This is a genomic window from Pseudoalteromonas sp. L1 (assembly GCF_021728095.1).
Taxonomy (GTDB): domain Bacteria; phylum Pseudomonadota; class Gammaproteobacteria; order Enterobacterales; family Alteromonadaceae; genus Pseudoalteromonas.
The window spans coordinates 581,105-605,630 of the sequence record NZ_JAKKCT010000001.1; the positions used below are offsets into that span (position 1 = coordinate 581,105).

The following is a 24,526-nucleotide window of genomic DNA, read 5'->3' on the forward strand; positions in this document are numbered from 1 at the left end:
ATATTATGACTTCATTAAGCCGGATAAAAGCAATTGTAAGCAAAGAATTATTACAATTACGCCGCGATAGAATGACATTTGCGATGGTGGTGATGATCCCCCTTATCCAACTGATTCTATTTGGTTACGCAATTAACACCAACGTTAAAGATATCCCTGTTGCTGTGGTCGATCATAGCCAAACCGCCCTCAGTCGCATTTTAGTACAAACAGTATCGGCGACAAATGTAGTTAAAGTGACGGATTATTACGACAGTATAGAGCAGGCACAAACAGCAATCGCCAGTGCGAAAGTGCGTGCTGTGCTGTTTATACCCCACGATGTGGCAAACCGACTTGCTCAGCACCCAACCGTTGGTTTTGGTTTGCCTGATGGCAGTAATGAGTTGTTGGTCAGGCCAATTGCACATTGGTTAGTGGATGGCTCAGATACAATGGTAGCGTCGAGCATAAAATCGCTGCGCAATATGCCGCTTGCAGAGCTTCTCGATAAGCCTGCGAATAGAACGTATCCAACCTTTGAGACGACCTTATTTTATAACCCAGAGCAACGCTCAGCGGTGAATATTGTGCCAGGTTTAGCTGCTGTTATTTTAACCATGACGATGATTATGTTTACTTCTGCTGCCATTGTTAAAGAACAAGAGCGAGGTAATATGGAGCTTTTAATCACCTTACCGTTAAGCTCACTTGAATTAATGATTGGTAAAGTGGTGCCTTATATCTTCATTGGTTTTATTCAGTTATTTATTATATTAGGTATGGGTAAGCTTTTGTTTCATATTCCTTTTGGAGGTGGTTTAGTCGCATTGGTTGTCGCAACCTTTGCTTTTATATGTGCCAGTTTAGTGCTTGGCTTAGTACTTTCGACCATCGCTAAAAACCAGCTTCAAGCAATGCAAATGACAATTTTCATTCTGTTACCCTCGATTTTATTGTCGGGCTTTGTATTTCCTTATGAAGGCATGCCAAAGGTGGCCCAGTGGCTTGCTGAGTGCTTACCTGCAACTCACTATTTAAGGTTAATAAGAGGAATAGTGTTAAAAGATGTCAATTTAATAAGTATGAGCAGCGATTTACTTTGGCTAACAGCTTTCACGTTTTTTGGTTTAGCGGTTGCTGCCTTCCGGTTTAAGAAAACCCTTGATTAAACTAGGCAATTTTTAACAATTGTGCTTAACTAAAGATAATTTTATCTTTTGTAAAGTAGATTTCAGCGTGCAGCAAGTAGTTTGGGGATTGTTATTATTTGCAGTATTTAATAGTCATGCAAAAACCATTAATTTAGCTCATACAATGAAGCATGAAAACTTTAGTCAGTTGTTCGGTAAGCTTGCAGAGCAAAGTGGTTTGACAATTCACTCAGTTTTAGTTGATCAAAAAGCGTTAAAAGTGCGCTTGGTGCAAAATGCACATACTTCTAACATGACTGATGTTATTATTGTACCCGCAGATCACCTAGGGCTTAGTGAGTATGCTAACTTTAGTGAGATCCCTACTTCTTTAATCGCTCAAACAACAGATAAACGAACTTTAGATACAGCAAGGGTGTCAGGAAAGCTAATCGGCATTCCTATAATACAAGGTAACCACCTGCTACTTTTTTATAACTCTAAATTTATAAAATCTCCTGTTACCGATTGGCAAGATATTGAAAAATTGAAACCTACATTGCCAAGCCACGTAAAATTAATAACGTGGAGTTTCATGGAAATGTATTGGTTTATTCCATTTTTAAGTGCTTTTGAAGGTAATTTGATAGCTGACGGCCAAGCTCAACTTAACACACCTTCTATGCATGATGCGCTACGTTTTGTTTGGGGGTTAAATGCGCGAGACATTGTTGATAGTCAGTGTGACTATGCGTGTTCTCATCAAGCATTTCAGCAACAAAAAGCCGCGTTTATTGTTAACGGAGCATGGGCACTCAACACTTATCAGCAAGCACTTGGTGAAAATCTGTCAGTGCAACCTTTGCCTTCTCTCAATGGGCGAGTGATGCAACCTTACTATTCAACCTTTGTTCTTGCCTTTCCAAACGATAGCCTTAATGGCCCAAATAAAGATAATTTACGTAAGTTTGCTAAGTTGGCTCAAGAAGCATCTTTTCAGCGCTTAATCTGGCAGGAAATTAGTGATATACCTGTAAATATGGAGGTGTTAGAGCATCTTAAAAACGAACAAGGGACTGTATTTGGCACTTTAGTTGATGCTTTAAAAGAAACAAAGCCTATGCCCTCAACGGCAACCATGATAATTGTTTGGGAGGTGCTTAATAAAGGTTTTTCACGTTTTGGCAGTGGAGCGTTAACAGCTGAACAAACGGGGCAATTTATGCAAGGCCTTGCTGAACGTTCAATTGCAAATGATGGGGTGCAATGAAAAACCCTCGTTTTAGTCGGGCACTGTTTTTTAGTGTGTTACTACTTGTTATCACCCCATTACTCATACTTGCTGCTTTGATGATAGGGCGTTTCTATTTAAATTCAATCGAGCAAGCAAACACCAGTTTGCAATGGCAAGCAAGAAATAACGCAGCAAGCTTAGAGCAATTATTTTTTAAACTTGAAAAGAATAGCCAGGTACTTAGCAATACAAAGGCAATTGCGGAACTGCCTGACAAAGTAGTTTATTCACAGTTTGCACTCATGCAGTTACAGGGATTTGTGAATACTAACCCGCAAATAAGTGCTGCGATTGTGATAGATAATCAAGGCTTTATAGTCGAAGGTTACCCAATAACATCGCTAACACTTAATTATTCACTGACCAAACAAATTTTAGAAAACAGCCAAATTCTAGATAATCAAAACACGATTCAAGTTTTGGATAACGTACACCTTAATGAACTTTTTACTCAACAAGACACAAAGCATAGTGCCTTGTTAGCGATTACTTCAACACTGTTAAATGAGCAAGACTCACTTAGTGAGCCAATTAAAAAAACAGGTGTCTTAGTATCATTTATTCCTTTGTCAGAGGCCGTTAAGTGGCTTGCGAAACATAATGAACAACCTCTTTATCAAACGGGTAAGCAAGTTCAGTTGAAGGTGAAAGAGCAAGTCTTATACAGCTTAGGGGATGCTTTAGATAAAGCTCAATTGTCATCAGAAGCGACTATTAATCGTGTGATATTTGACAATGCCTTGAGCCCTTTACTTTTTAAGATAAATGAAACTGAATCAGCCTATACAACCGCGGTCAAACAAACCGCTGTGATGGCAGCAGGGTTGATTATCACGTTGTTTATAATCTCATTTCTTCTCGTTCGTTGGTTAACTCTGCGGCTGCATAATCCATTAAATCGTATTGCAGCAATAAGTCGGGAGTTTGCGTTAGGGAATTACAAACAAGTTCAAAATAACTTTCACTATCAAGAGTTTAAAGATATTGCAGATTCCCTCAATAGTATGGCCGAAACTATTGATATACAAATTACGTCATTACAATTAGAGAAAATTAGGGCAGAGCACTCAGAGCAAGTTAAAAGTCAGTTTTTGGCAAACATGAGCCATGAAATTAGAACGCCAATGAATGGGATTGTAGGGTTTTTGCAGTTACTAAATAAAAGTGAGTTAAGCCAAGAGCAAACTGACTTTGTTAGGCAAATTAATAATTGCAGTGATGTTTTACTAACCGTTATTAATGACATTCTTGACTTCTCGAAAATTGAAGCCAATAAAATTGAGCTTGAGCAGCGCCAATGTGATTTAGTCGCTCTGTGCAATGATCTTATTTTATTGTTTAAACCTAGTTGTGATGCCAAAGGGATCGTATGTCGGCTTGATGTCGATAAACTTGAAATTTTAACCGTTGAGTGTGATGAGATACGTGTTAAACAAGTGCTGATCAACTTACTCTCCAATGCAGTAAAATTCACAAAGCAAGGAGAAATCACCTTATCACTTAATGTGGTTCATCAAAGCAATGAAAAAACAAGGGTTGAATTTGCTGTAAAAGACACCGGTATAGGTATTGCTGAAGATAAAATTAACGCGTTATTTAACCCCTTTGTTCAAGCTCAGAGCAATATAACTAGAGAATATGGCGGTACAGGCCTTGGGCTTGCTATAAGCAAAGGCTTAATCGACTTAATGGAAGGGGAAATAAACATTAATAGTGAGCTTGGTAAGGGCACTATTTTTACAATTCAAGTCGATTTTGAAACAGTTTTAGAAGGCCTTAATATACAGCAAGCTGAGCAAACGGCTGATAGGTCAAGGAATGATTTTTCTGTGGTAGAAAAACCACTCCTAATTGCAGAAGACAATCCTATTAACCAAATTGTGATTACAAAATATTTAGCACAATTAGGGCTTAAATATGAACTTGCGGATAACGGACAAGTAGCGTGCGAGAAAGCATCAAATAAAGAGTACGCTTTAATCCTAATGGATATTCAAATGCCTGTAATGGATGGTTTAACGGCAAGCAAGATTTTGCTAAATAAAAAGGGTTTTAATACACCTATTATTGCTGTCAGCGCGAACGCAATGAAAGAGGATATAAATAAAAGCATTGCGATGGGGATCAGTGACCATATTGCTAAACCAATTAACTTTGAGGAATTGGAGCTAGCATTAGCAAAGTGGCTATTTCAGCAAAATTAACAGCAGAAATAGCCATTTCAATTAAAACGCGTTATTGTCTTTTTTCTGAATAAGCTCAATTGCATAGCCATCAGGGTCTTTAACAAAAGCAATTTCAGTTGTGCCACCTTTTACAGGGCCTGGCTCACGGCTAACATTACCGCCAGCAGCTTTAATGTCGTCGCATGCTTTATAAATGTCATCAAACTCGATAGCAATATGGCCATATGCATTACCTAGATCATAGCTATCAGTATCCCAGTTATAAGTAAGCTCAAGCACAGTTGTATCTTTTTCGTCACCATAACCGACAAAAGCAAGGGTGTAGCGGTACTCTTCATTGTCTGCACGGCGCAGTTCTTTCATACCTAATACCTGCGTATAAAATTCAATTGATTTGTCTAAATCAGCAACGCGAAGCATTGTGTGTAATAAGCGCATTTTAAGCATCCTCTTTCTTGTCTTTAGATTCGCACAACTCTAATAACGCAGTAAGGCTGCGTATTAAAACTCTCAAAAATGGATTATAAGTTATTTCGATTGCTTGAACAGTAACATTGAGACAAAGCGTAAAGCGTTTGATACGTAAAGGGTGAAGTTATGCAGCAATGAATAGGTATTGCTGCATAACAATGAGGTATTCGCGGTATAAGCGAAAGCTTAGCTTTTCACTTTACCTTTAAGTACATAAATTTCGCCATCAAAGCTCCCTTGAATTGTCAGACCCTGCCCCGCCAATTCTTTAAGGTATTCGATATGTTCATTAGTGATATGCTGCCCTGGTACTAAAAGTGGGATACCGGGAGGGTAAGGCGTCACTAATCCAGCACAAATTCGGTTGTTACTTTTACTAATTGGTACAGATTCACGTTCGCCATAAAACGCATCACTTGGAATACAGGCTAAGTCTATAGCAGGCAGATTCTCTGGTAAGCGAGCGCGTCTCATTGAGGTGGCAAGTTTTACTTTACCGCTATCCAGTTTCTTAAGCGCATTGTAAAGGCGAATGATCTTCGAGCGCGTGCCGCCAAGAGTCAGTAAAACTAAAATGGTGCTGTGTGTGTATTTTTCGATTTCAAGGCCTATTTCATCTAACAGGAATTTATGAATATCTTTAAGTGAATAAGGTAACTCACTAATATCAATAAGAATTTTTAGGGGGTCATGACCCATGTTATCGCCACTAAAATGTGGGAATATATCCATGAAATCTTGCTTATCGAGCACTTTTATATGTTTTAGTGAAGCCATTTGCTGCTTAAATTCTGCAACGTGATTCAGCAGGGCATTCAGTAATTTATAACCTTCCATCTCTAATTGTTTTTGGCATACATCCAGCGAGGCAATGAGTTGATATTTTGGCGAGGTGCTGGCGTAAATACTGTAGATCTCACGGAAAAAATCGGCATCGAAATCAGGGTCGTTAACATGAATGTAAGACGCCTGAGAGAACGCTGAAACTACTTTATGTGCCGAATGGGTAACATAGTCTGCGCCAGCATTTATAGCTGAGTAGTGGCGTAAACTCGGATGAAAAAGCGAGTAAGCAAACCACGCTTCGTCGATAAACACTTTAATACCGTGCTGATGTGCAAATTCAACCACTTGTTTTAAATCGCTAAGCAGGCCATCGTAGGTACAGCCAGTTAAAACCAATAATTTAGCATCGGTGTTTTGTTCAATCGCTTGTTTGATGTCGGCCAGTGAAGGGGGCGCGAAAATACCATATTTAGGATTTAAAATACTCGACAAATAGATAGGTAAACTAGCCGACTGCAAAATTCCGTAATGTACTGATTTATGGCAGTTTCGGTCGATGATCACCTTGTCGCCTTTACGCAGTAAAGTTTGCAAAATAATCTTATTTGAAGTGGATGAGCCATTAGTTACAAAGTACGTATGTTTTACTTCAAAAGTCGCCGCTGCTGATTCTTGAGAGCGGCCTATGGTGTTGGTGCTGTCTGATAATGAGCCAAGCGAGTCGACAGAAACCGACAGGTCGCCAACAAAGACATTACGACCATAAAACTGATAAAAGTCTTTAATATACGGAGAGTTTCTAAAGCTAGCGCCGCCACTGTGACCAGGTGTGTGCCATGAATCGTTCGATTCACCGACATAACGACGGTAAGCGGTCCAAAATGGGGTTTCTGAACGGTCATCAAAGTCATTGATCATATAGCCCAAGATTGCTTCAGGGTCTGAAATGACCTCGTCTTTAAAAAAGAAAGATTCAATTTCTTCTGACTCGTTGACTATCTCCAAGCCTTTCGTATCGTCACCGATAACATAGACAGGCAGCTCAAGGCGTATGCCTTTTAATTGCTCGATAAAGCGACTATAGGTGCGCTCGCCATTGTTCAGTACATCCCAACTAAGTACCACAGCTTGAATATCGCCATCTTCCTCTACACATTTCAACGCTTGCTTGAGCTCACTGCATTCAATAATGTCGATATCTACATCATTACGCTCAAAATTAGGGATTGTTTTTTCTAGGTTCGTTGAAAGCTCTTGCAAGGTGGCAGGATCTTGCTCAATTAACAAGATACGAAGTAAAGGTAACATAGCAACTCTCATAAAAATTTCACATTACTCAACAGCATAACGAAAGGATTGGAGCTTGTGAAATTAATACTTTGATATTTTTGTTCCGATACAGGTTGTGCTTTTTTGCTAGGGCAATGTTTTACAAAGTGACCTTTTAAAAAAGCGTTATAAGAATCTACAACTATACTTATAGGCTTTTTCCGCGCGTTAGTCGCAGACAGTTGAAATTACATGTTCTTGCTGTAAAAGTAATTGCTTAAGTAAAAGATTAATAAAGCACTGAGTGAATAAAGGGCATTTACTCTGCTAAATAGTAGGATGACTTCCTACTAGAAAAAATGCTCATGTAAAGAGTGAGTGTAAAAGCCACTCAGCCATGTACAGATAAAAATAAAGATAAGCCTGCGAAGGAGAATAAAACATGGCGAATTTTGCCAATTTTAAAACCGTAGTCATCTCAATATTGTTTGCGTTTTATACAAACGCGGTTATTGCAGATGAAATATCAAAATCAAACAACAGTCAGAAGTCGATAGCCAAAGCGACTGAATTCGTTACCCAGCATAAAGGAACCTTTAATGGTAAAAAGCTGAAATACAAAGCTGTAGCCGGTGAAACTTATTTATTAAACAAAAACGAAGAGCCTACTGCAGCTATCTTTTCATTTGATTACATTGCCGCAGACGACAACAAGAACAGACCGATTACATTTATTTGGAATGGTGGCCCAGGCTCATCGTCTAATTGGTTACATATGGGCGCATATGGTCCTAAACGAGTCGTTGTACCAAGTGATGCAACGGATCCTCGGTTGGCTCCTTACGAATTAAAAGATGCGTCAGAGACGATACTTGATGTGACTGATATGGTGTTTGTGGACCCTGTTGGTACAGGTTACTCGCGCGCCTTAGGTGACACTGACAGCAAGGCCTTTTGGGGCTTAAATCAAGATGCAGCCTCTATTGCTGATTTTATTGCCCAGTGGTTAACAAAAGAAAATCGCTGGAATGCGCCAATATTTTTATTGGGAGAGAGCTATGGTACAACTCGAGCAGCAGCGGTTTCTAAAGTACTGATGGATAAACACCTGATTAATGTAAATGGCATTATTTTTGTGTCACAAGCTTTAGACTATCAAGGTTCAAGCCCTTATGTTGATGACAACATCATTTCTTACATTACTTACATACCCACACTTGCTGCAACTGCTTGGCATCATAAAAAAGTAGACACATCTGGAGATTTTGAAGCTTTTATTGATGCGAGCCGACAATTTGCTGTTGATGAATTATTACCAGCATTATTTAAGGGTAATGCGCTTAGTAAAGCTGACAGAAAGCAAATTGTTGACGGCCTTCACCGTTATACAGGGCTAAGCAAACAATATATTGAGCAGGTTGATTTACGTATTAATGCCTTTAGATTCGCTAAAGAGTTATTGCGTGATGAGGGAGTCGCCATCGGCTTTCTTGATGGACGTTATAAGCTTGATGAACGAGACGATTTAACCGCGGCTCCTGAGCAAGATGCGTCAAAAGTGATAGGGCCAGCATATAAAGCGGCACTGATGAAATACATGCGCACAGATTTAAACATACAGTGGAAAAGAAAATACTTAAACCCTGGCGATCCTGAGTTATCAGATAACTGGCGCTGGCGCACTGCTCCTGATGGACAAGGATGGGAGCCAAGATACGTCAATACAGCGCCAGATTTATCTTATGTGCTTCGCAGCAATCCACAAATGAAAGTGATGGTTGCCTCAGGGTATTACGATATTGTCACGCCATTTTTTGATGCAGAATACACCTTGAACAGACACGGTATATACGCTGATAAAATTGACTATCACTATTATCACGGCGGTCACATGATGTATGTTCATGAACCAGCAAGAGTATCGCTGTTAAATGATACGCGAGAGTTTATTAAAAAGCAGGTGAGCCAAAACCCACGATAATGGCTAGGCGCATTGTGCCAAACCCTGTGTTTGGCACAATGTATAAAATGAGCTTATGGAGTGATCGAAAAGGTTAAGAATGTTACACATATAGCGCCTAAAAACGATTAACCATTGGTGCTCACCGACCATATTTGTTGTCAATGTTTGCCAATATCTGCCATAATTAATGACTGTAAATATATAGGAATTAACTATGGCAACTTTAAATATCTCTATTCCAGATGAAATGCGCTCATGGATTGATGCCCAAGTTGAGTCAGGTCGATTCTCAAATGCAAGTGATTATATCCGCGATTTGATCCGCCATAATCAGAGTGAAAAAGATGCTATTAAAATGGCATTAGTAGAGGGTGAACTAAGTGGTGAGAGTAAGTTAACGGTTTTAGATATTATATCTAAATCTAAAAACAAAACTTAAAGCGAATGGCTAAATATACACACTCTAATAAAGCTCAACTACACCGAACTAGCTAATGCAGGTCCGAAATAACATTTAACTATTCCATTTTCTCTTTAAACTCACACAAGTCTTCAATAATACAGCTGCCACATTTAGGTTTACGAGCAGTACACACATAGCGACCATGAAGAATTAACCAGTGGTGCACATCGACTTTAAATTCTTTAGGTACCACTTTTTCTAATTTTTGTTCTACAGCAACTACATCTTTACCCATGGCAAACTTAGTGCGGTTAGATACGCGGAAAATATGAGTGTCGACTGCAATTGTCGGCCAGCCAAAGGCCGTATTTAATACGACATTCGCTGTTTTTCTACCCACACCTGGGAGTGCTTCAAGGGCTTCACGGTTTTCGGGCACTTCTGAGTTATGCTTATTAACCAGAATCTCACACATTTTATAAACGTTGTTGGCTTTTGAGTTAAATAAACCAATTGTTTTAATGTAGTCACGTAGGGCTTCAAGGCCTAAATCTAAAATCGCTTGTGGCGTATTGGCAACAGGAAACAGTTTGCGTGTAGCTTTATTAACACCTACATCCGTTGCTTGTGCTGATAAGGTTACAGCAACCAATAATTCAAACGGGCTTGAGTATTCAAGCTCTGTTTCTGGGTGCGGATTTTGCTCACGAAGACGAGATAAGATCTCATAACGTTTTTCTTTATTCATGGTGAGTGTAAAGCACGCAGTGACGGTGCGTGCTCTCCTTTAGGTTAAACTCGTTACCCGGGCCCGAGGGCCTTTTTCTACTTCTGGAGTAACTACTTGCTTTGGTTTTATTTGGTTATCAATCACATTCTTTGCAGCAATTAACAAACCAAGACCTAAAAAGGCACCTGGGGGTAAAATTGCCAATAAAAATTGATTGTCGAAACTAAACACTTCAATACGCAGTGCTTGTGCCCATGGGCCGAGCAACAAATCAGCACCATCAAAAAGGGTGCCTTGGCCAATTAATTCTCTTATAGCGCCCAGCACAACAAGCACTAGCATAAAACCTAAGCCCATCATTAAGCCGTCAAAGGCTGAAAGGGGGACTGTATTTTTTGACGCAAATGCTTCAGCGCGACCTATAATTGCGCAGTTGGTCACAATAAGTGGAATAAAAATACCAAGGGATTGATAAAGCCCAAATGTATAGGCATTCATCATCAGCTGCACAATCGTTACAAAGCCTGCGATGATCATCACAAAAACAGGAATACGAATATCTTTAGGTACCCAGTTACGCACAATAGATACAGTTACATTAGAACCAACAAGTACCAATAAAGTTGCTAAACCAAGACCTAAAGCGTTTGTTACTGTAGAAGTCACTGCTAGCAGAGGGCACAAGCCTAATAACTGCACAAGGGCGGGGTTATTAGCCCACATTCCATCTTTAAATAAGGTTTTTACTTGGCTCATTCCTGACCTCCTTGGCAAGCATTAGCTGCTGCAAATAGGTTATCAAATTCAGCTTGTGCAAATAGCACAGCTTCTTTAACTGAGCCGACTACAGCGCGTGGTGTAATCGTTGCTCCAGTGAATTGATCAAACTGGCCGCTATCTTTTTTAACAGCCCAACGATTGTCATCTTCACCTAACACAGTCTGACCTTTGAATAAGGTGATCCAGTCAGATTTTTTTACTTCGACCTTGTCGCCAAGCCCAGGTGTTTCTTCGTGTTTTGTAACACGAACTCCAGCAATTTCACCATTAGCAAAAACGGCTGTTAGCAAGTTAATATCGCCGCTATAACCGCTTGGCGTAACATGGCGCATTACAAGAGCGTATGGTTTATCGCTTTTATAAGCTCGATAAATAATTTGTTCGGGTCTAGGTCCTAAACGTTCATCTGTAATAATGACACAATCTTTATACAGCTGATTATCGTAATGGTGAGCGTCAAGCACTTGCTGTAGTTGCTCGGCGAGCTGCTTCTTTTCTTGGTCACTTATACGCTGGGCCGTTAGGCTATGAGTAAGCGCTACAGCTCCTGTAGTAAGTAGTGCAAAAGCGGTTAAGATACCACCGTTTTTAGTCATTGAGGAAAGGATCATTATTTCACTCCATGGCCGTAAGTGCGTGGCTGTGTATAGTAGTCAATTAATGGTACTGCCATGTTTAGCAGAAGCACACTAAAAGCGACAGCATCAGGGTAACCACCAAATGTGCGAATTAAGTAAACAAGTAGACCAATTAAGGCACCATAAATTAAGCGGCCTTTATTTGTGGTTGATGCTGACACAGGATCGGTCGCGATGAAAAACGCCCCTAGCATTGTGGCACCACTGAATAAGTGAAATACCACGCCAGGCTCTGTCCCAGGTGATGCTATATAGCCAATAGCACTACATATAGTTAAAGCACCCAGAAAGCTTACAGGAATATGCCAATTAATGATTTTAGCTTTTAATAAATAAAGACCACCGATTAAAAAGCCTAGGTTAACCCAGCCCCAACCAAGACCAAACCAGTCATTAAAAAGGGGTTTGCTCATGCTCTCAGCTACCGTTAGGTGATGGGCTACGTCCGTTTTAACGGTATCAAGCGGCGTTGCCATCGTTGTGCCATCAATGGATACACGAAGTTGATCTACGCTAAATCCAGCGCTAGTAAAACCATTGAAAATAACAGACAGCTGTTGTGAAAAGCTAATAGGCGATGCAAGTAAATCACTCACAGGTAACCAACTGGTCATTTGCACCGGAAACGATACAAGTAGTAATACATAAGCGGCCATTGCTGGGTTAAATAGGTTGAAGCCAAGTCCACCGTAAAGCTGTTTAACAATAACAATAGCAAACAAACAACCTATAACAATAATCCACCAAGGTGCTAAAGGCGGAATGCTCAGTGCTAGCAATACTGCAGTTAGCCATGCACTGCCATCGCTAAGGGTTGGCCACACCTTTCGCTTACGTAGCAATAAAACTGCCGCTTCACATACACTAACCGTGATTAAAGCGAGTGAAAGCTGAATTAACACAGCGCTACCAAAGAAGAAAACTTGCGCGATTAAACCAGGAATACACGCAGCAATCACGGTGATCATTAAGCGGCTTAATGATTTATGGCTATGATTATGCGGCGAACTCGCCATGGTTAGTTTCATGACTTATCGTTTCCTTCTTGTTGTAACTTTTTCGCTTTAGCTCTTGCAATTGCACGAGCGACAGCGGCTTTTTTCTTATCTTCGTTAGACTCAGGTTCATCAGATTCCGGCTTGGCATCAGCCTTATCATTTGAATCATTTATTTGCTCCGAAGAATCGTCACTCTGTGCTTGCTCTTTAGCGGCTTTTTTCTTATCTTCGCTAGATTCAGGAGCATCAGACTGCGGCTTGGCATCAGCCTCATCACTTAAATCATTTGTTTGCTCTGAAGAATCGTCACTCTGAGCTTGCTCTTTAGCGGCTTTTTTCGCTTTGGCTCGAGCTATGGCAGCTGCAACGGCGGCTTTTTTCTTGTCTTCGTTAGATTCAGGAGCGTCAGCTTGTGGCTGGGCATCAATCTCAGCGCTTGGCTCATTAGTTTGCTGTGAATAGTCGTCACTCTGCGCTTGCTCTTTAGCGGCTTTTTTCGCTTTAGCACGGGCAATGGCAGCAGCGACGGCCGCTTTTTTGTCATCTACAGGTGCGCTACCTTCTTCAGCTTCAGTTTGATTCTCAGCAGCTTGCGCCGCTTTTTTCGCTTTAGCACGAGCAATGGCTGCAGCAACAGCTGCTTTTTTGTCATCGACTGGTGCGCTATCTTCTTCAGCATCGTCTTGATTTTTAGAAGCTTGCGCTGCTTTTTTCGCTTTAGCACGAGCGATAGCAGCAGCGACAGCCGCTTTTTTGTCATCGACTGGTGCGCTGTCTTCTTTAGCGTCATCTTGATTTTCAGTAGCCTGTGCCGCTTTTTTCGCTTTAGCACGAGCAATAGCAGCAGCAACCGCAGACTTTTTATCGTCTTTATCGGTACTTTCTTCACCTTGCTCTTGTGCTTTTTGCTCTTTGTACTTACGTGCCTGTTCTTTGCGTGCTGCACGCTCTTTAGCGACCTCTGAATTATCAGGCTCAAGCTCGGCATCAGGTCCTTGCTTTTTCGCTTTGGCGCGAGCTATAGCAGCTGCCACAGCTGATTTACTATCTTTAGCATCAGATTTGCTCTTCACACGTGCTAACGCATCGGCTACTTTTTGTTTTTCGTCATCTGATTTTGCAGCGGGTTTACGTTTGTGACGGTTTTGGCGCTCTTCTTGCTCACGCTCTAAACGCTCTTTACGTGCTTCAAAACGCTCTTTGGCACGTTCAGCCTTAATTTGCTCAGCTTGTTGCTCTTTAATTTCAGCCTTAGCAACACGGTAATATTGGACCAGTGGAATTTCGCTTGGGCATACATAAGCACAAGCACCACATTCAATGCAGTCGAATAAATTGTGCTCATTTAGCTTGTCGTACTCTTTGGACTTAGCGAACCACTGTAATTGCTGAGGTAATAAAGAGGCTGGGCATGCGTCTGCGCAGGCACTACAGCGAATGCAGGCTTTTTCATCGCCAGGTTCAGCCAACTCTTGATGATCAGGCGCTAAAATACAGTTGGTGGTTTTCACTATACCAATACGCACGGTTGGTAAAGTAAAGCCCATCATCGGACCACCCATAACAACACGTTGTTGTGGGACAGCAGAGAAACCTTGGCAATCCAATAAGTGCTTAATTTCAGTGCCCAGTAAAGCCCACACATTACCTGGTTTATGGATTGTATTACCAGTGACTGTGACAACTCGCTCAATCAATGGTTTGCCTTCAAACACCGCTTGATTAATAGCAAAGAGAGTACCGACATTTTGTACCAGCATACCAATATCTGCTGGAATACTGCCATTTGGCACTTCTTTACCTGTCAGTAACTTTATTAGTTGCTTTTCGCCACCTGACGGATAAACCGTTGGCACTGTTTGCACTATAATATTGTGATTGTGCTGAGCTGCCTTTTTCATAGCAGCAATGGCTTCTGGCTTATTATCTTCAATGCCAATAATTGTTAGCTTAGGGCTTAATAATTGTTGCATTAGCTCAATACCCGCAACAATACCATCCGCATGCTCTCGCATTAACATATCATCAGCCGTAATATAAGGCTCACATTCAACGGCATTAACAATTAAAAAATCGATGTCTTTGCGGCTGTCCGCTTTTACATAGGTTGGAAAGCCTGCTCCGCCCATACCGGCGATACCACTTTGATGAATAATATCGACGAGTTCATCATGAGAGAGGGCGGCAGCATCACTAATAGGTTTCAGTTCACACCAATTATCCAGCCCATCAGGTTCAATAACTACGCTGAGTTCAGGTAAAGCTGAGGGATGCGCTGATGGCATAGGGGATATTTCACAAATGATACCTGAGGTAGGCGCATGCACAGGTACAGACCAGTTACCACTTGGTTTTGTTAATGCTTGGCCTTTAAGGACCTGCTGGCCTTTTTCGACAATCAGTTTGCCGTTTGCGCCAATATGCTGTTTTAACGATACAACCAGCTTTTGTGGCAATGGCAAACGTTGTATTGACTGAGTTGTTGATACGTGTTTTTGACCAGGTGGATGAATCCCACCAGGAAATGGCCACACTTTACCTTGTTTAATTTGTTCGATTAACGTTTCCATTTGTGCTCCTAATCTACTTGAGTCACAGGAATTGCGTTTAATTGCCATTTCCATGTTTGCTTTGTTTCTTTAATTGGCAGCATATCTATACAATCTACAGGGCAAGGTTCTACACATAAATCACAGCCAGTACACTCATCAATAAGCACGGTATGCATTTGACGAGTTGCACCCACAATGGCGTCGACAGGGCAGGCTTGAATACACTTGGTACAGCCAATACACTCATCTTCACGAATATAGGCAACCGTTTTAATAGGGTCTGCTTGTTCGCCACCTGCGAGAGGCTTGGCTTCAACCCCCATTAAATCGGCAAGTTTTTTTACTGTGGCTTCGCCGCCTGGTGGGCATTTATTTATTTCATCCCCGTTGGCAATTGCTTCAGCATAAGGGCGGCAACCAGGGTAACCACATTGGCCACACTGGGTTTGCGGTAAAATAGTATCTATTTGATCGACAATAGGATTGCTTTCAACACGAAAACGTATCGCTGCAAAGCCTAAAATTAAACCAAAGACGAGCGCTAATGAACCAAGCGCTATTAAGGCATAAAACAAGGTCATATTAAAACTTCACTAATCCTGTAAAACCCATAAACGCCATTGACATAAGGCCTGCTGTTATCATTGCGATTGATGCGCCTTTAAATGGAGTAGGGACGTCAGCTGCCGCTAAACGTTCACGTAGTGCGGCAAAAAGAATTAACACCATAGAGAAACCAACTGCTGCGCCAAAGCCATATATCGCAGATTGCAAGAATGAGTGATCTTCTTTGATGTTGAGTAAGGCGACACCTAGTACAGCGCAGTTAGTGGTGATTAAAGGTAGAAATATACCTAGCAGGCGATACAAGGTTGGGCTTGTTTTTCGTACGACCATCTCTGTAAATTGCACCACTACAGCGATGACCAAAATAAAGCTCATGGTACGTAAAAATTCAATATCAAGAGGAATCAAAATATATTGATTCACTAAATAGCTTGTTACAGAGGCAAGAGTAAGCACAAAGGTTGTCGCCAAGGACATACCAATTGCGGTATCCAATTTACCCGATACACCCATAAACGGGCATAAACCTAAAAATTGAACTAATACAAAGTTGTTGACTAGCACGGTGCCAATCAATAACAGGACATACTCTGTCATGCGTGCCTCACAAGAATAAAAACCCCTCCATTATCCTTTTTTCTTGGGGTCGACACAACACATGAGAGACGAATAGCTAAAATAAGCAGGGGAGTTGGGTATGAAAGTGTTAAATTGAGGTTAAAGACCTGATAAATAGTAGGTTTATTAGGTCTTTTAAGGTGAGTTAGATGTCTTTTGGCTTCTCGATATAGTAGCCTTGAACGCCATCTAAACACAGTGTTTCGATAATATGTTTCTCTTCTTGGCTTTCTACACCTTCAGCAAACACACTCACCCCAATGCGGTGTGCAAGGTCAACCATTAAGCGCATGAAATACTGATTATTTTTATCTTCTTCTAAGCCTCGTGTGTAGCTTGCATCCATTTTAATAAAGTCAGGTTTGAGGTCCCTAAAGAATTTAAATGAGGTTAAACCCACACCAAAGCGTTCTACCGTTATACGTGCACCGACACGATGAACCATATCAATAAAGCGTTTACTTGCTTTGATATTTTGCTGTAAGCCGAACTCACTTACCTCAAAAATAAGTTTTGATGCGATATTACTGTCTTTTAAAAGCCGACGTTCTAACCAGATCACAAATTGATCATTATGTGCGCTTGATGCTGTAACATTTATACCAAAGAATTTTTGTGAGAAGTTGCGAGTTTTCACTTTTTCTAAGGTGGTGTCGATGATTAACCGATCAATCTCCATTGCCATATCAAGCTTTTCTGCCATAGCAAGGAAAGAAGCGGTTGGGAGCATCTGATTTTCAGCTGTTTTAAAACGCACTTGAATCTCTGCATAGGCTTTCACGCTTTTGCCGATAGGCATAATATTTTGCATCACCAAATGAACGCGTTTCGATTCTATAACTTCGTTAATAACTTTTCGCCAGTTTTGATTTCCAAATCCTGCGCTCACGTTATTAACCAGGTCTGTTTCTCGTTGCACATGCCATGCATTTGTTTGTTTAGATTGAGCCATGCTCATCGCATTATCAACGATTGATAATAGCTCACCAAGCGGTTTACCTTTCTCATAACCGACAATGCCAGTATTGGCGACAGAACTAAGCTCTTGGTTTTGTTGGTATTGAGTAAACCGAGACTGTAGATTATCACCAAAACGCTCTGCTTCTTTAAGTGGTGTATTAGGTAACACAACGGCAAAGTCAGAGCTATTTAAACGAAACACTTGGCTATTCGTGTAAGTGCCGCTTATATGCTTAATAATATCGGCAACACCCTTAACGTACTCATCTCCTTTTTGATAACCACGAGATTGGTTTATTGCCTGTAGTTCACTACACCTGATCATGGCTAGAGAGCCAAATGTACTCTTTTCAGCATTTTCAATGTGTCTTTCATAGTATTCAACGAACATATTTCGGTTGCCTAAATTTGTCACTACATCTTTATAGGCTTCTTTTTTGATACTCATCGCATTTCTTTGAATATCGTCATGTTTCGTTTGCAAAAAGTGCGAAAGACGATTGAAAGAGGGGATTAAATCTTTACTGAGCTTCTTCAATCGCGATGTGTCCATTGCGTTTTCAAGGTCGCCGTCAACTTGGTTTTGATTGATATAGATATCAATAATATCGGCAATAGTGGTGCTTATCTTCCGGTTGAGGCGTTGGAACATGCTTTTCATATAGAAGATAGGGAGTATTGCAATTAAACCCGAAAATAAAATAATGATGAATAGGGACTGTTGAAGTAATTCAGCAAGGTGGTTTACATTTATAGTAAATTCAACTTTGATATCTGAGGTCGGGTTTACAGCAAATTGTGGACGAATAGAATTAAATGTGCTGTTTACAATACTGGCAAATAATGGCAAAGGCTCTGAGTTTCTCACTGCAAATACTTCATTACCATCTGTGTCGCGTAAAACGAATTTTGAGAAGGTTGCACCATCTGTTAGAGCGCGTTTAATTTTTTCAGGAGCTAGTTCTTCAGCAGTTAAACTATTTATATATGTATTTACTGTAAGTTGTGCTTTTTTTTGGGCATCACTTACTGCGTTGTCAAAGCTTAAGGCAATAAAAGAGCCGCCCAGCAGTGTAAAAAGCAGCCAAGAGATCAATTGCACAAATATAAGTTTTTTAAAACCAGCCATGTTTTCTTATCTTTTAAGAGCCTAAAGGAAGGAATCAATTCCCTGATTGATTTCTTTAAGTACAGTTTATTCTAATTTTATAAGAAATAAAGAGTTAAGCAAAGATAGAGTAGAATATAAGTATTGGAAAGTCTAATACATTTGTTGAGTAAGAATAGGGGAGATAAAGATAATTTTTAGAAATTTGGCTCCCCCTCCCCGACTCGAACGGGGGACCTGCGGATTAACAGTCCGTCGCTCTAACCAACTGAGCTAAGGGGGAACTAATAGAGTAGTGCTTATATGATTTGGCTCCCCCTCCCCGACTCGAACGGGGGACCTGCGGATTAACAGTCCGTCGCTCTAACCAACTGAGCTAAGGGGGAACAATCATATTCATAAACTTGGCTCCCCCTCCCCGACTCGAACGGGGGACCTGCGGATTAACAGTCCGTCGCTCTAACCAACTGAGCTAAGGGGGAAACGTTTATGGCTGAAAAACTTGGCTCCCCCTCCCCGACTCGAACGGGGGACCTGCGGATTAACAGTCCGTCGCTCTAACCAACTGAGCTAAGGGGGAAGCGTCATGCCTTTCAACGGGGCGAAATATTAATGACAGCTTTGCAAAGTGTCAACATAAAAACTTCATAAATTCAAAAAAGAAGGCTATTCGATGTTTTTATGTTCGATCTGAGCAAAATCTGGCTGAAAATCGCGGCGTATTTACTATGAAATACCAACATTCATCTTTTAACAGTGAATTTTTTGCATGGTTTTTATACCCGACGCGATATTTCAAAATTGCGAAAAGTATTCGTTGTATAGATTTTCATCTTCTAAGAGAGAAAACTATCATTTATCTAAGATTTTTTTATCGTGTGGAAAATTCAATCTAATCGATGACGCAATCGGGCTAGAGTGTGCAGTTAAGGGAGTCATTTTTTCTGTCGCGTGGGAATATGATTTGAAAAATGTTAGTTTTTATGACGCGAAACGCAAAGTAACAATATCGATTATTTAATATTTTCTTATTGTTAATCAAGTTGTTATGGGTGTCGTAAAAAAGAGATGAATATTCTAATCGCTTATTTAGCAAGCTAGGTAGGTGAGCTAATTATCGCTTTTATCAATTTCAAGACTAAAAGCGTCAAACACTAAACTTGTCTTGTTTTATTATTTAACTCTGCAACTCTCCTTTAGAAGCCTTGATAAATGCGGCTTCCAGAGAGTTATCCACGGTTTCTGTGGATAACTCTGTTTATTAAACTTTAAGAACAGCTATAGTGCTAGGTTTCTAGGGCGCTACAGCAATTTCAAGTACTAAAATGATTTTTTTTATAGTATTTAAAATCAAATAGTTAGTCTTTTAAACTGAAGTAAGCCTGAATTGGCAGGTAATTTTTTTACAGGCTATTAAATGGTCTATTTTATTGTGTAAAAAAACAGCATTTACTGCATTTTAAATGTAATAAAGCTATTAATAGTGTTTTTATATTGTTTTTTGATGGGGTTGGCGGTTAATTTTGCACCAAAGTGTCAAAAGTAGCACTTTAATAACCTTTAAGTGACATCCTGAAATAATCTTACTGAAATACTCTTTGCTAATACTAAGCGTATAGCTGTTTTAAAAACTAATTTATCAAAGGGTACTTCTTTATAAACGTTGCAAGCGTCTAGCTTTACATTATATAGCAATGGCAGTGAAGCTTTCTTTGAATAAAGCATGGCTTGCAAGGGCAGGATGCTTTAAACTTACAGGTTCAGTAAAAGAGGCTAAAGTATTCCCATGAGCGTGACTTCGCAAAGCAAATCTAAACCTGATCTTTTAAACTCGCCAATCTTACCTACGTTAAAAAAAATGACCATTCCAATGATTTTTGGCATGATCACACTGATGATGTTCAACCTTGTAGATACCTTCTTTATCAGCCTTCTGGGCACAGAACCTCTTGCGGCCGTCAGTTTTACCTTCCCTGTAACATTTACTGTGATTAGCTTAGCAATTGGTTTGGGCATAGGTACTTCAGCCGTAATAGCTAAAGCGTTAGGTAGCGATAAGCTTGATGAAGCACGCTTTGATGCGAGCATTGCATTATTGATCTCTGTCGTGATGGTGTTTTTTTTATCGCTGCTTGGTTATTTACTCATTGCGCCTATTTTCAAGTTACTCGGGGCAGGGCAGCAAGTATTGCCATTAATACATGACTACATGAGCGTGTGGTTTTTAGGAAGTGTCTTTTTGATCACACCGATGGTGGGAAACTCTGTTTTACGTGCAAGTGGTGATACAAAAACACCGAGTATCGTTATGGGGGGGGCTGGCTTAATCAATGCTATTTTAGACCCTATACTTATTTTTGGTTTCGGCCCCGTTCCGGCTCTTGGTATTCAAGGTGCAGCCATTGCAAGTGTCATTGCATGGTCTGTTGCTGTGGTGATTATTCTCTATATTTTAGCGGTTAAGAATGGCTTATTAAGTTTGCACGCAGGTCAACAAACTGTCATAGGCGCAGTGCGTAAAATTCTGAAAATTGGTTTACCCGCAGCAGGCGCAAATATGTTAACGCCAATTGCTATGGCGGTGATGACAGCCCTTGTGGCTAAGCATGGCCCAGAGGCTGTTGCAGCTTTTGGAGTAGGCAGTCGTATAGAATCAATAGCGAGTCTTGTTGTATTGGCACTGTCGATGACATTGCCTCCCTTTGTCAGCCAGAACTTTGGCGCTAGAAAATTTGAACGTGTAAAAGAAGCTTACACCACAACGTTAAAGTTTGTGATGATTTGGCAGTTTGCTATTTATTTATTACTAATTGTGGCATCAGGATTTATTGCTGAGGTATTCGGTAAAGAGCAAGCTGTTATTGATGTTATTAAGCTATTTATTTACATTCTCCCTTTAAGTTACGGCTTGCAAGGGGTCATTATTTTATCTAATTCATCTTTTAATGCGTTACATAAACCTATGAATGCATTAATTTTAAGTGTTGTACGTTTATTTATTTTCTATGTTCCTTTTGCCTATGTAGGTAACCTTATGGCAGGACTGACAGGGTTATTTATTGGTGCTGCTGCTGGTAATTTATTTACAGCTGTTGTTGCTTACAAATGGTTTATAAAGGATGTGGATCTTTTAAGCTCTGCATCGATGAAGGAGTGTCATTCATGAGCGATCATTTTCAACTAGTCTCACAGTTTCAGCCCAGTGGCGATCAGCCAACTGCCATAGCGCAGCTAAAGGATGGGTTAGAAGCCGGCCTTGCACACCAGACCTTATTAGGTGCAACGGGAACAGGTAAAACCTTTACTATGGCTAATATTATCCATGATTTAAACCGCCCCACGATAATCATGGCACATAATAAAACATTAGCAGCACAGCTTTATGGCGAAATGAAAGAGTTTTTCCCACATAATGCGGTTGAGTACTTTGTTTCCTATTATGATTATTATCAGCCCGAAGCCTATGTGGTAGCAAGTGACACCTTTATTGAAAAAGATGCATCTATTAACGAACATATTGAACAAATGCGTTTGAGTGCGACGAAAGCACTATTAGAACGTCGAGATACTATTATTGTTGCCTCAGTATCAGCTATTTATGGTTTGGGTGATCCCGACTCTTACATGAAAATGATGCTGTTATTAAAAGTGGGTGAGACCATTGACCAGCGAGATATGCTGCGCCGTCTAGCTGAGCTGCAATATACACGCAATGATATAGAGTTTAGCCGTGGTACATACCGTGTGCGTGGTGAAGTGATTGATATTTTCCCCGCTGAATCGGATACTTACGCAGTACGAGTTGAAATGTTTGATGATGAAATTGAACGTCTCAGTATTTTTGATCCTCTAACTGGGGCTGTAGAAAAGCATATTGTTCGCGCGACAATTTACCCAAAAACGCACTATGTAACACCTCGCGAAAAAATTCTGGACGCCATTGATAAAATTAAAGATGAGCTTAAAGACCGCCGCTCTCAATTGCTCAGTGCTAATAAATTAGTAGAGGAGCAGCGGATAGCCCAACGTACACAGTACGACATCGAAATGATGACTGAACTGGGGTATTGCTCTGGCATCGAAAACTACAGTCGTTATTTATCAGGCCGCACACCTGGCGATCCACCGCCAACATTATTAGATTATTTACCCGACGATGCATTAATGATCATTGATGAATCTCACGTTACTGTATCGCAAATTGGTGCGATGTATAAAGGTGATAGAAGCCGCAAGGAAAACCTTGTTGAATATGGCTTTCGTTTACCATCGGCATTAGACAACCGGCCATTACGGTTTGAAGAGTTTGAGGCTATTGCGCCGCAAACTATTTATGTATCAGCAACGCCGGGTGATTTTGAACTAGCACGTTCAGCAGGAGAAGTAGCGGAACAGGTGATTCGTCCGACAGGGCTTATAGACCCTGAAATTGAAGTGCGACCTGTAAGTACTCAGGTTGATGATTTATTGTCGGAAATTTACAAGCGTGTAGAGGTTAACGAGCGAGTATTGGTTACCACGTTAACTAAGCGTATGGCTGAGGATTTAACTGACTATCTAAATGATCATGATGTAAAAGTTCGCTATTTGCACTCAGATATCGACACCGTTGAACGGGTTGAAATTATCCGCGATTTACGTGCTGGTGTATTTGATGTGTTAGTAGGCATTAACTTATTGCGAGAAGGTCTTGATATGCCAGAAGTCTCTTTGGTGGCGATACTTGATGCAGATAAAGAGGGCTTTTTGCGATCTACACGTTCATTAATCCAAACCATAGGTCGTGCGGCTCGTCACTTAAATGGTAAAGCAATTTTATATGGTGACCGTATAACAAACTCTATGCGTCAAGCCATTGATGAAACAGACCGTCGTCGTGAAAAACAGCAAGCTTACAACCTTGAACATGGTATTGAGCCACAAGCTCTGGTTAAAAGTATCACCGATATTATGGATGTGGGTGAAGAAGCAGCGCCAAAAGACAATCTTAAATTAGTACGAAAAGAGTCAAAACAGGTATTAAGCGCGAAACAAATAGCTGAGCAGATTAAAAACCTTGAGGCAAAAATGCATGCTTATGCAAGTGACCTTGAGTTTGAAAAGGCAGCCTCTGTGCGTGATGAAATACATGAATTACAACAACAATTAATTAACTAAGTGCAATGACAAATAAATTTTCAGCCATTTTAACTGCGTTAGCAGATGCGCCGCTTGCGGCAAATGAGTTATGCCGAATTTTTCATGGCCGTGGCCACTCAGTGACTGAGCTTAGCCATATTAATCTTGATTTTTATCCACCAGTACTGTTTTTAGTTTCTTATCAAGAAATTGAAAATGATGAACTAACGCAATTAACAGATACAATTTGGCAGTGGGCACAAGAGCATGTTCCTGAGCTTGTAAACACGCTGGTTTATCAACAACGCAGTGGAATTAATACACGCAATACTTTGATCTGCGGTGAGTTACCGCAAGAACATGTCGTAACCGAAAACAGTATTAAGTTTAAAGTTGATTTATTAAGCAGACAAAATACCGGTATTTTTCCGGATATGCGTCGTGGTCGTGAGTTTGTTCAAGCCAATAGTAATAACGCAAAGGTGCTTAATCTGTTTTCATACACCTGTGGTTTTTCTGTCGCTGCAATGCAGGGTGGTGCAGATCAAGTTATTAATATGGACATGAATAAAGGTGTGCTGCGAACTGGCAAGCAAAACCATCAACTGAATGGCTTTACACAAGGGGTGAGTTTTTACCCCCATGATATTTTAAAATCGTTTGGTAAGTTGAAAAAGTCAGCACCGTATGAATTGATCATTGTTGATCCACCTAGCTTCCAAAAAGGGAGCTTTATATTGACCAAGGACTATCAAAAAATCCTGCGTCGATTACCTGAGCTGCTAAACGAAAACACCCAGCTTTTATTGTGCGCTAATAGTCCAGAGCTTTCTGAGCAGGCGTTTAAAGATTTAATTACTGAACATACTCAAGGCGCAATTAGTTTTGTTGAACGCTTGGCGCCTACTGATGGGTTTGTTGAAGTGGATAGTGATAGAAGTTTAAAAGCACTCGTTTATAAATCGGCATAAGA

At 40.5% G+C, this 24,526-nt stretch carries 18 protein-coding genes and 4 tRNA genes; 8 read left to right on the forward strand and 14 right to left on the reverse strand.

Annotation, left to right across the window (positions count from 1 at the left end):
* Positions 1–5 precede the first annotated feature (5 nt).
* From L3V38_RS02740 to L3V38_RS02750, 3 genes are all read left to right on the forward strand, one after another.
* On the forward strand, positions 6–1,151 hold the full coding sequence (locus L3V38_RS02740; protein WP_237118754.1) for an ABC transporter permease: 1,146 nt from the start codon (positions 6–8) through the stop codon (positions 1,149–1,151).
* 67 nt (positions 1,152–1,218) lie between these two features.
* Positions 1,219–2,382, forward strand: coding sequence for an extracellular solute-binding protein (locus tag L3V38_RS02745; protein WP_237118270.1), 1,164 nt, complete (start codon positions 1,219–1,221; stop codon positions 2,380–2,382).
* The gene (locus L3V38_RS02750) at positions 2,379–4,610 is read left to right on the forward strand and encodes an ATP-binding protein (RefSeq protein ID WP_237118271.1); all 2,232 of its coding nucleotides are present in this window, start codon (positions 2,379–2,381) and stop codon (positions 4,608–4,610) included. The genes L3V38_RS02745 and L3V38_RS02750 overlap by 4 nt, the downstream gene beginning before the upstream one ends.
* 21 nt (positions 4,611–4,631) lie before the next feature.
* Here the strand turns inward: L3V38_RS02750 and gloA are convergent, their stop codons facing one another.
* Together gloA and L3V38_RS02760 are read right to left on the reverse strand one after the other, a co-directional pair.
* Positions 4,632–5,030 (reverse strand): lactoylglutathione lyase, encoded by a 399-nt coding sequence (gloA, locus tag L3V38_RS02755; RefSeq protein ID WP_130150690.1) that lies wholly within the window; start codon positions 5,028–5,030, stop codon positions 4,632–4,634.
* A 219-nt stretch (positions 5,031–5,249) separates the two neighbouring features.
* The gene (locus L3V38_RS02760; RefSeq protein ID WP_237118272.1) at positions 5,250–7,157 is read right to left on the reverse strand and encodes an aminotransferase class V-fold PLP-dependent enzyme; all 1,908 of its coding nucleotides are present in this window, start codon (positions 7,155–7,157) and stop codon (positions 5,250–5,252) included.
* A 403-nt stretch (positions 7,158–7,560) separates the two neighbouring features.
* On the opposite strand from L3V38_RS02760, the gene L3V38_RS02765 reads away from it, so the two are divergent.
* Positions 7,561–9,099, forward strand: coding sequence for a serine carboxypeptidase (locus tag L3V38_RS02765; RefSeq protein ID WP_237118273.1), 1,539 nt, complete (start codon positions 7,561–7,563; stop codon positions 9,097–9,099).
* Between the two features lie 196 nt (positions 9,100–9,295).
* On the forward strand, positions 9,296–9,520 hold the full coding sequence (locus L3V38_RS02770) for a type II toxin-antitoxin system ParD family antitoxin (protein ID WP_237114231.1): 225 nt from the start codon (positions 9,296–9,298) through the stop codon (positions 9,518–9,520).
* 79 nt (positions 9,521–9,599) lie between these two features.
* Here L3V38_RS02770 and nth read toward each other — a convergent pair whose 3' ends face one another.
* From nth to L3V38_RS02830, 12 genes are all read right to left on the reverse strand, one after another.
* Positions 9,600–10,232, reverse strand: a complete 633-nt coding sequence (gene nth / locus L3V38_RS02775; protein WP_237114230.1) for an endonuclease III — start codon at positions 10,230–10,232, stop codon at positions 9,600–9,602.
* A 39-nt stretch (positions 10,233–10,271) separates the two neighbouring features.
* Entirely contained in the window at positions 10,272–10,970 is a 699-nt protein-coding gene (locus L3V38_RS02780) for an electron transport complex subunit E (protein ID WP_237118274.1), read from the reverse strand.
* A complete protein-coding gene (gene rsxG, locus L3V38_RS02785) occupies positions 10,967–11,605 on the reverse strand; it encodes an electron transport complex subunit RsxG (RefSeq protein WP_237118275.1) in 639 nt (212 codons plus the stop codon). The genes L3V38_RS02780 and rsxG overlap by 4 nt, the downstream gene beginning before the upstream one ends.
* Positions 11,605–12,660, reverse strand: coding sequence for an electron transport complex subunit RsxD (gene rsxD, locus L3V38_RS02790; RefSeq protein ID WP_237118276.1), 1,056 nt, complete (start codon positions 12,658–12,660; stop codon positions 11,605–11,607). Before rsxD ends, rsxG begins: the two co-directional genes overlap by 1 nt.
* Positions 12,657–15,200, reverse strand: a complete 2,544-nt coding sequence (gene rsxC / locus L3V38_RS02795) for an electron transport complex subunit RsxC (RefSeq protein ID WP_237118277.1) — start codon at positions 15,198–15,200, stop codon at positions 12,657–12,659. Before rsxC ends, rsxD begins: the two co-directional genes overlap by 4 nt.
* Positions 15,201–15,208: 8 nt before the next feature.
* Entirely contained in the window at positions 15,209–15,763 is a 555-nt protein-coding gene (gene rsxB / locus L3V38_RS02800) for an electron transport complex subunit RsxB (RefSeq protein ID WP_062569984.1), read from the reverse strand.
* Between the two features lies 1 nt (position 15,764).
* Positions 15,765–16,346 carry an electron transport complex subunit RsxA gene (gene rsxA, locus L3V38_RS02805; RefSeq protein WP_237118278.1) on the reverse strand — a complete coding sequence of 194 codons (582 nt, stop codon included), beginning with the start codon at positions 16,344–16,346 and terminating at the stop codon, positions 15,765–15,767.
* Positions 16,347–16,512: 166 nt separating this feature from the next.
* On the reverse strand, positions 16,513–18,456 hold the full coding sequence (locus tag L3V38_RS02810) for a GGDEF domain-containing protein (protein ID WP_237118279.1): 1,944 nt from the start codon (positions 18,454–18,456) through the stop codon (positions 16,513–16,515).
* 185 nt (positions 18,457–18,641) lie between these two features.
* Positions 18,642–18,718 (reverse strand) — tRNA-Asn (locus tag L3V38_RS02815).
* A 26-nt stretch (positions 18,719–18,744) separates the two neighbouring features.
* A tRNA-Asn gene (locus L3V38_RS02820) sits at positions 18,745–18,821 on the reverse strand.
* Between the two features lie 19 nt (positions 18,822–18,840).
* A tRNA-Asn gene (locus L3V38_RS02825) sits at positions 18,841–18,917 on the reverse strand.
* 21 nt (positions 18,918–18,938) lie between these two features.
* Positions 18,939–19,015, reverse strand: a tRNA-Asn gene (locus tag L3V38_RS02830).
* Between the two features lie 1,206 nt (positions 19,016–20,221).
* On the opposite strand from L3V38_RS02830, the gene L3V38_RS02835 reads away from it, so the two are divergent.
* The 3 genes from L3V38_RS02835 to L3V38_RS02845 are packed head-to-tail and all read left to right on the forward strand — an operon-like array spanning position 20,222 to position 24,524.
* Positions 20,222–21,601, forward strand: coding sequence for an MATE family efflux transporter (locus L3V38_RS02835; protein ID WP_237118280.1), 1,380 nt, complete (start codon positions 20,222–20,224; stop codon positions 21,599–21,601).
* Complete coding sequence (gene uvrB / locus L3V38_RS02840; protein WP_237118281.1) at positions 21,598–23,592, forward strand: excinuclease ABC subunit UvrB; 1,995 nt, start codon at positions 21,598–21,600, stop codon at positions 23,590–23,592. Before L3V38_RS02835 ends, uvrB begins: the two co-directional genes overlap by 4 nt.
* A 5-nt stretch (positions 23,593–23,597) precedes the next feature.
* A complete protein-coding gene (locus tag L3V38_RS02845) occupies positions 23,598–24,524 on the forward strand; it encodes a class I SAM-dependent methyltransferase (RefSeq protein ID WP_237118282.1) in 927 nt (308 codons plus the stop codon).
* The last annotated feature ends 2 nt before the right edge of the window (positions 24,525–24,526 follow it).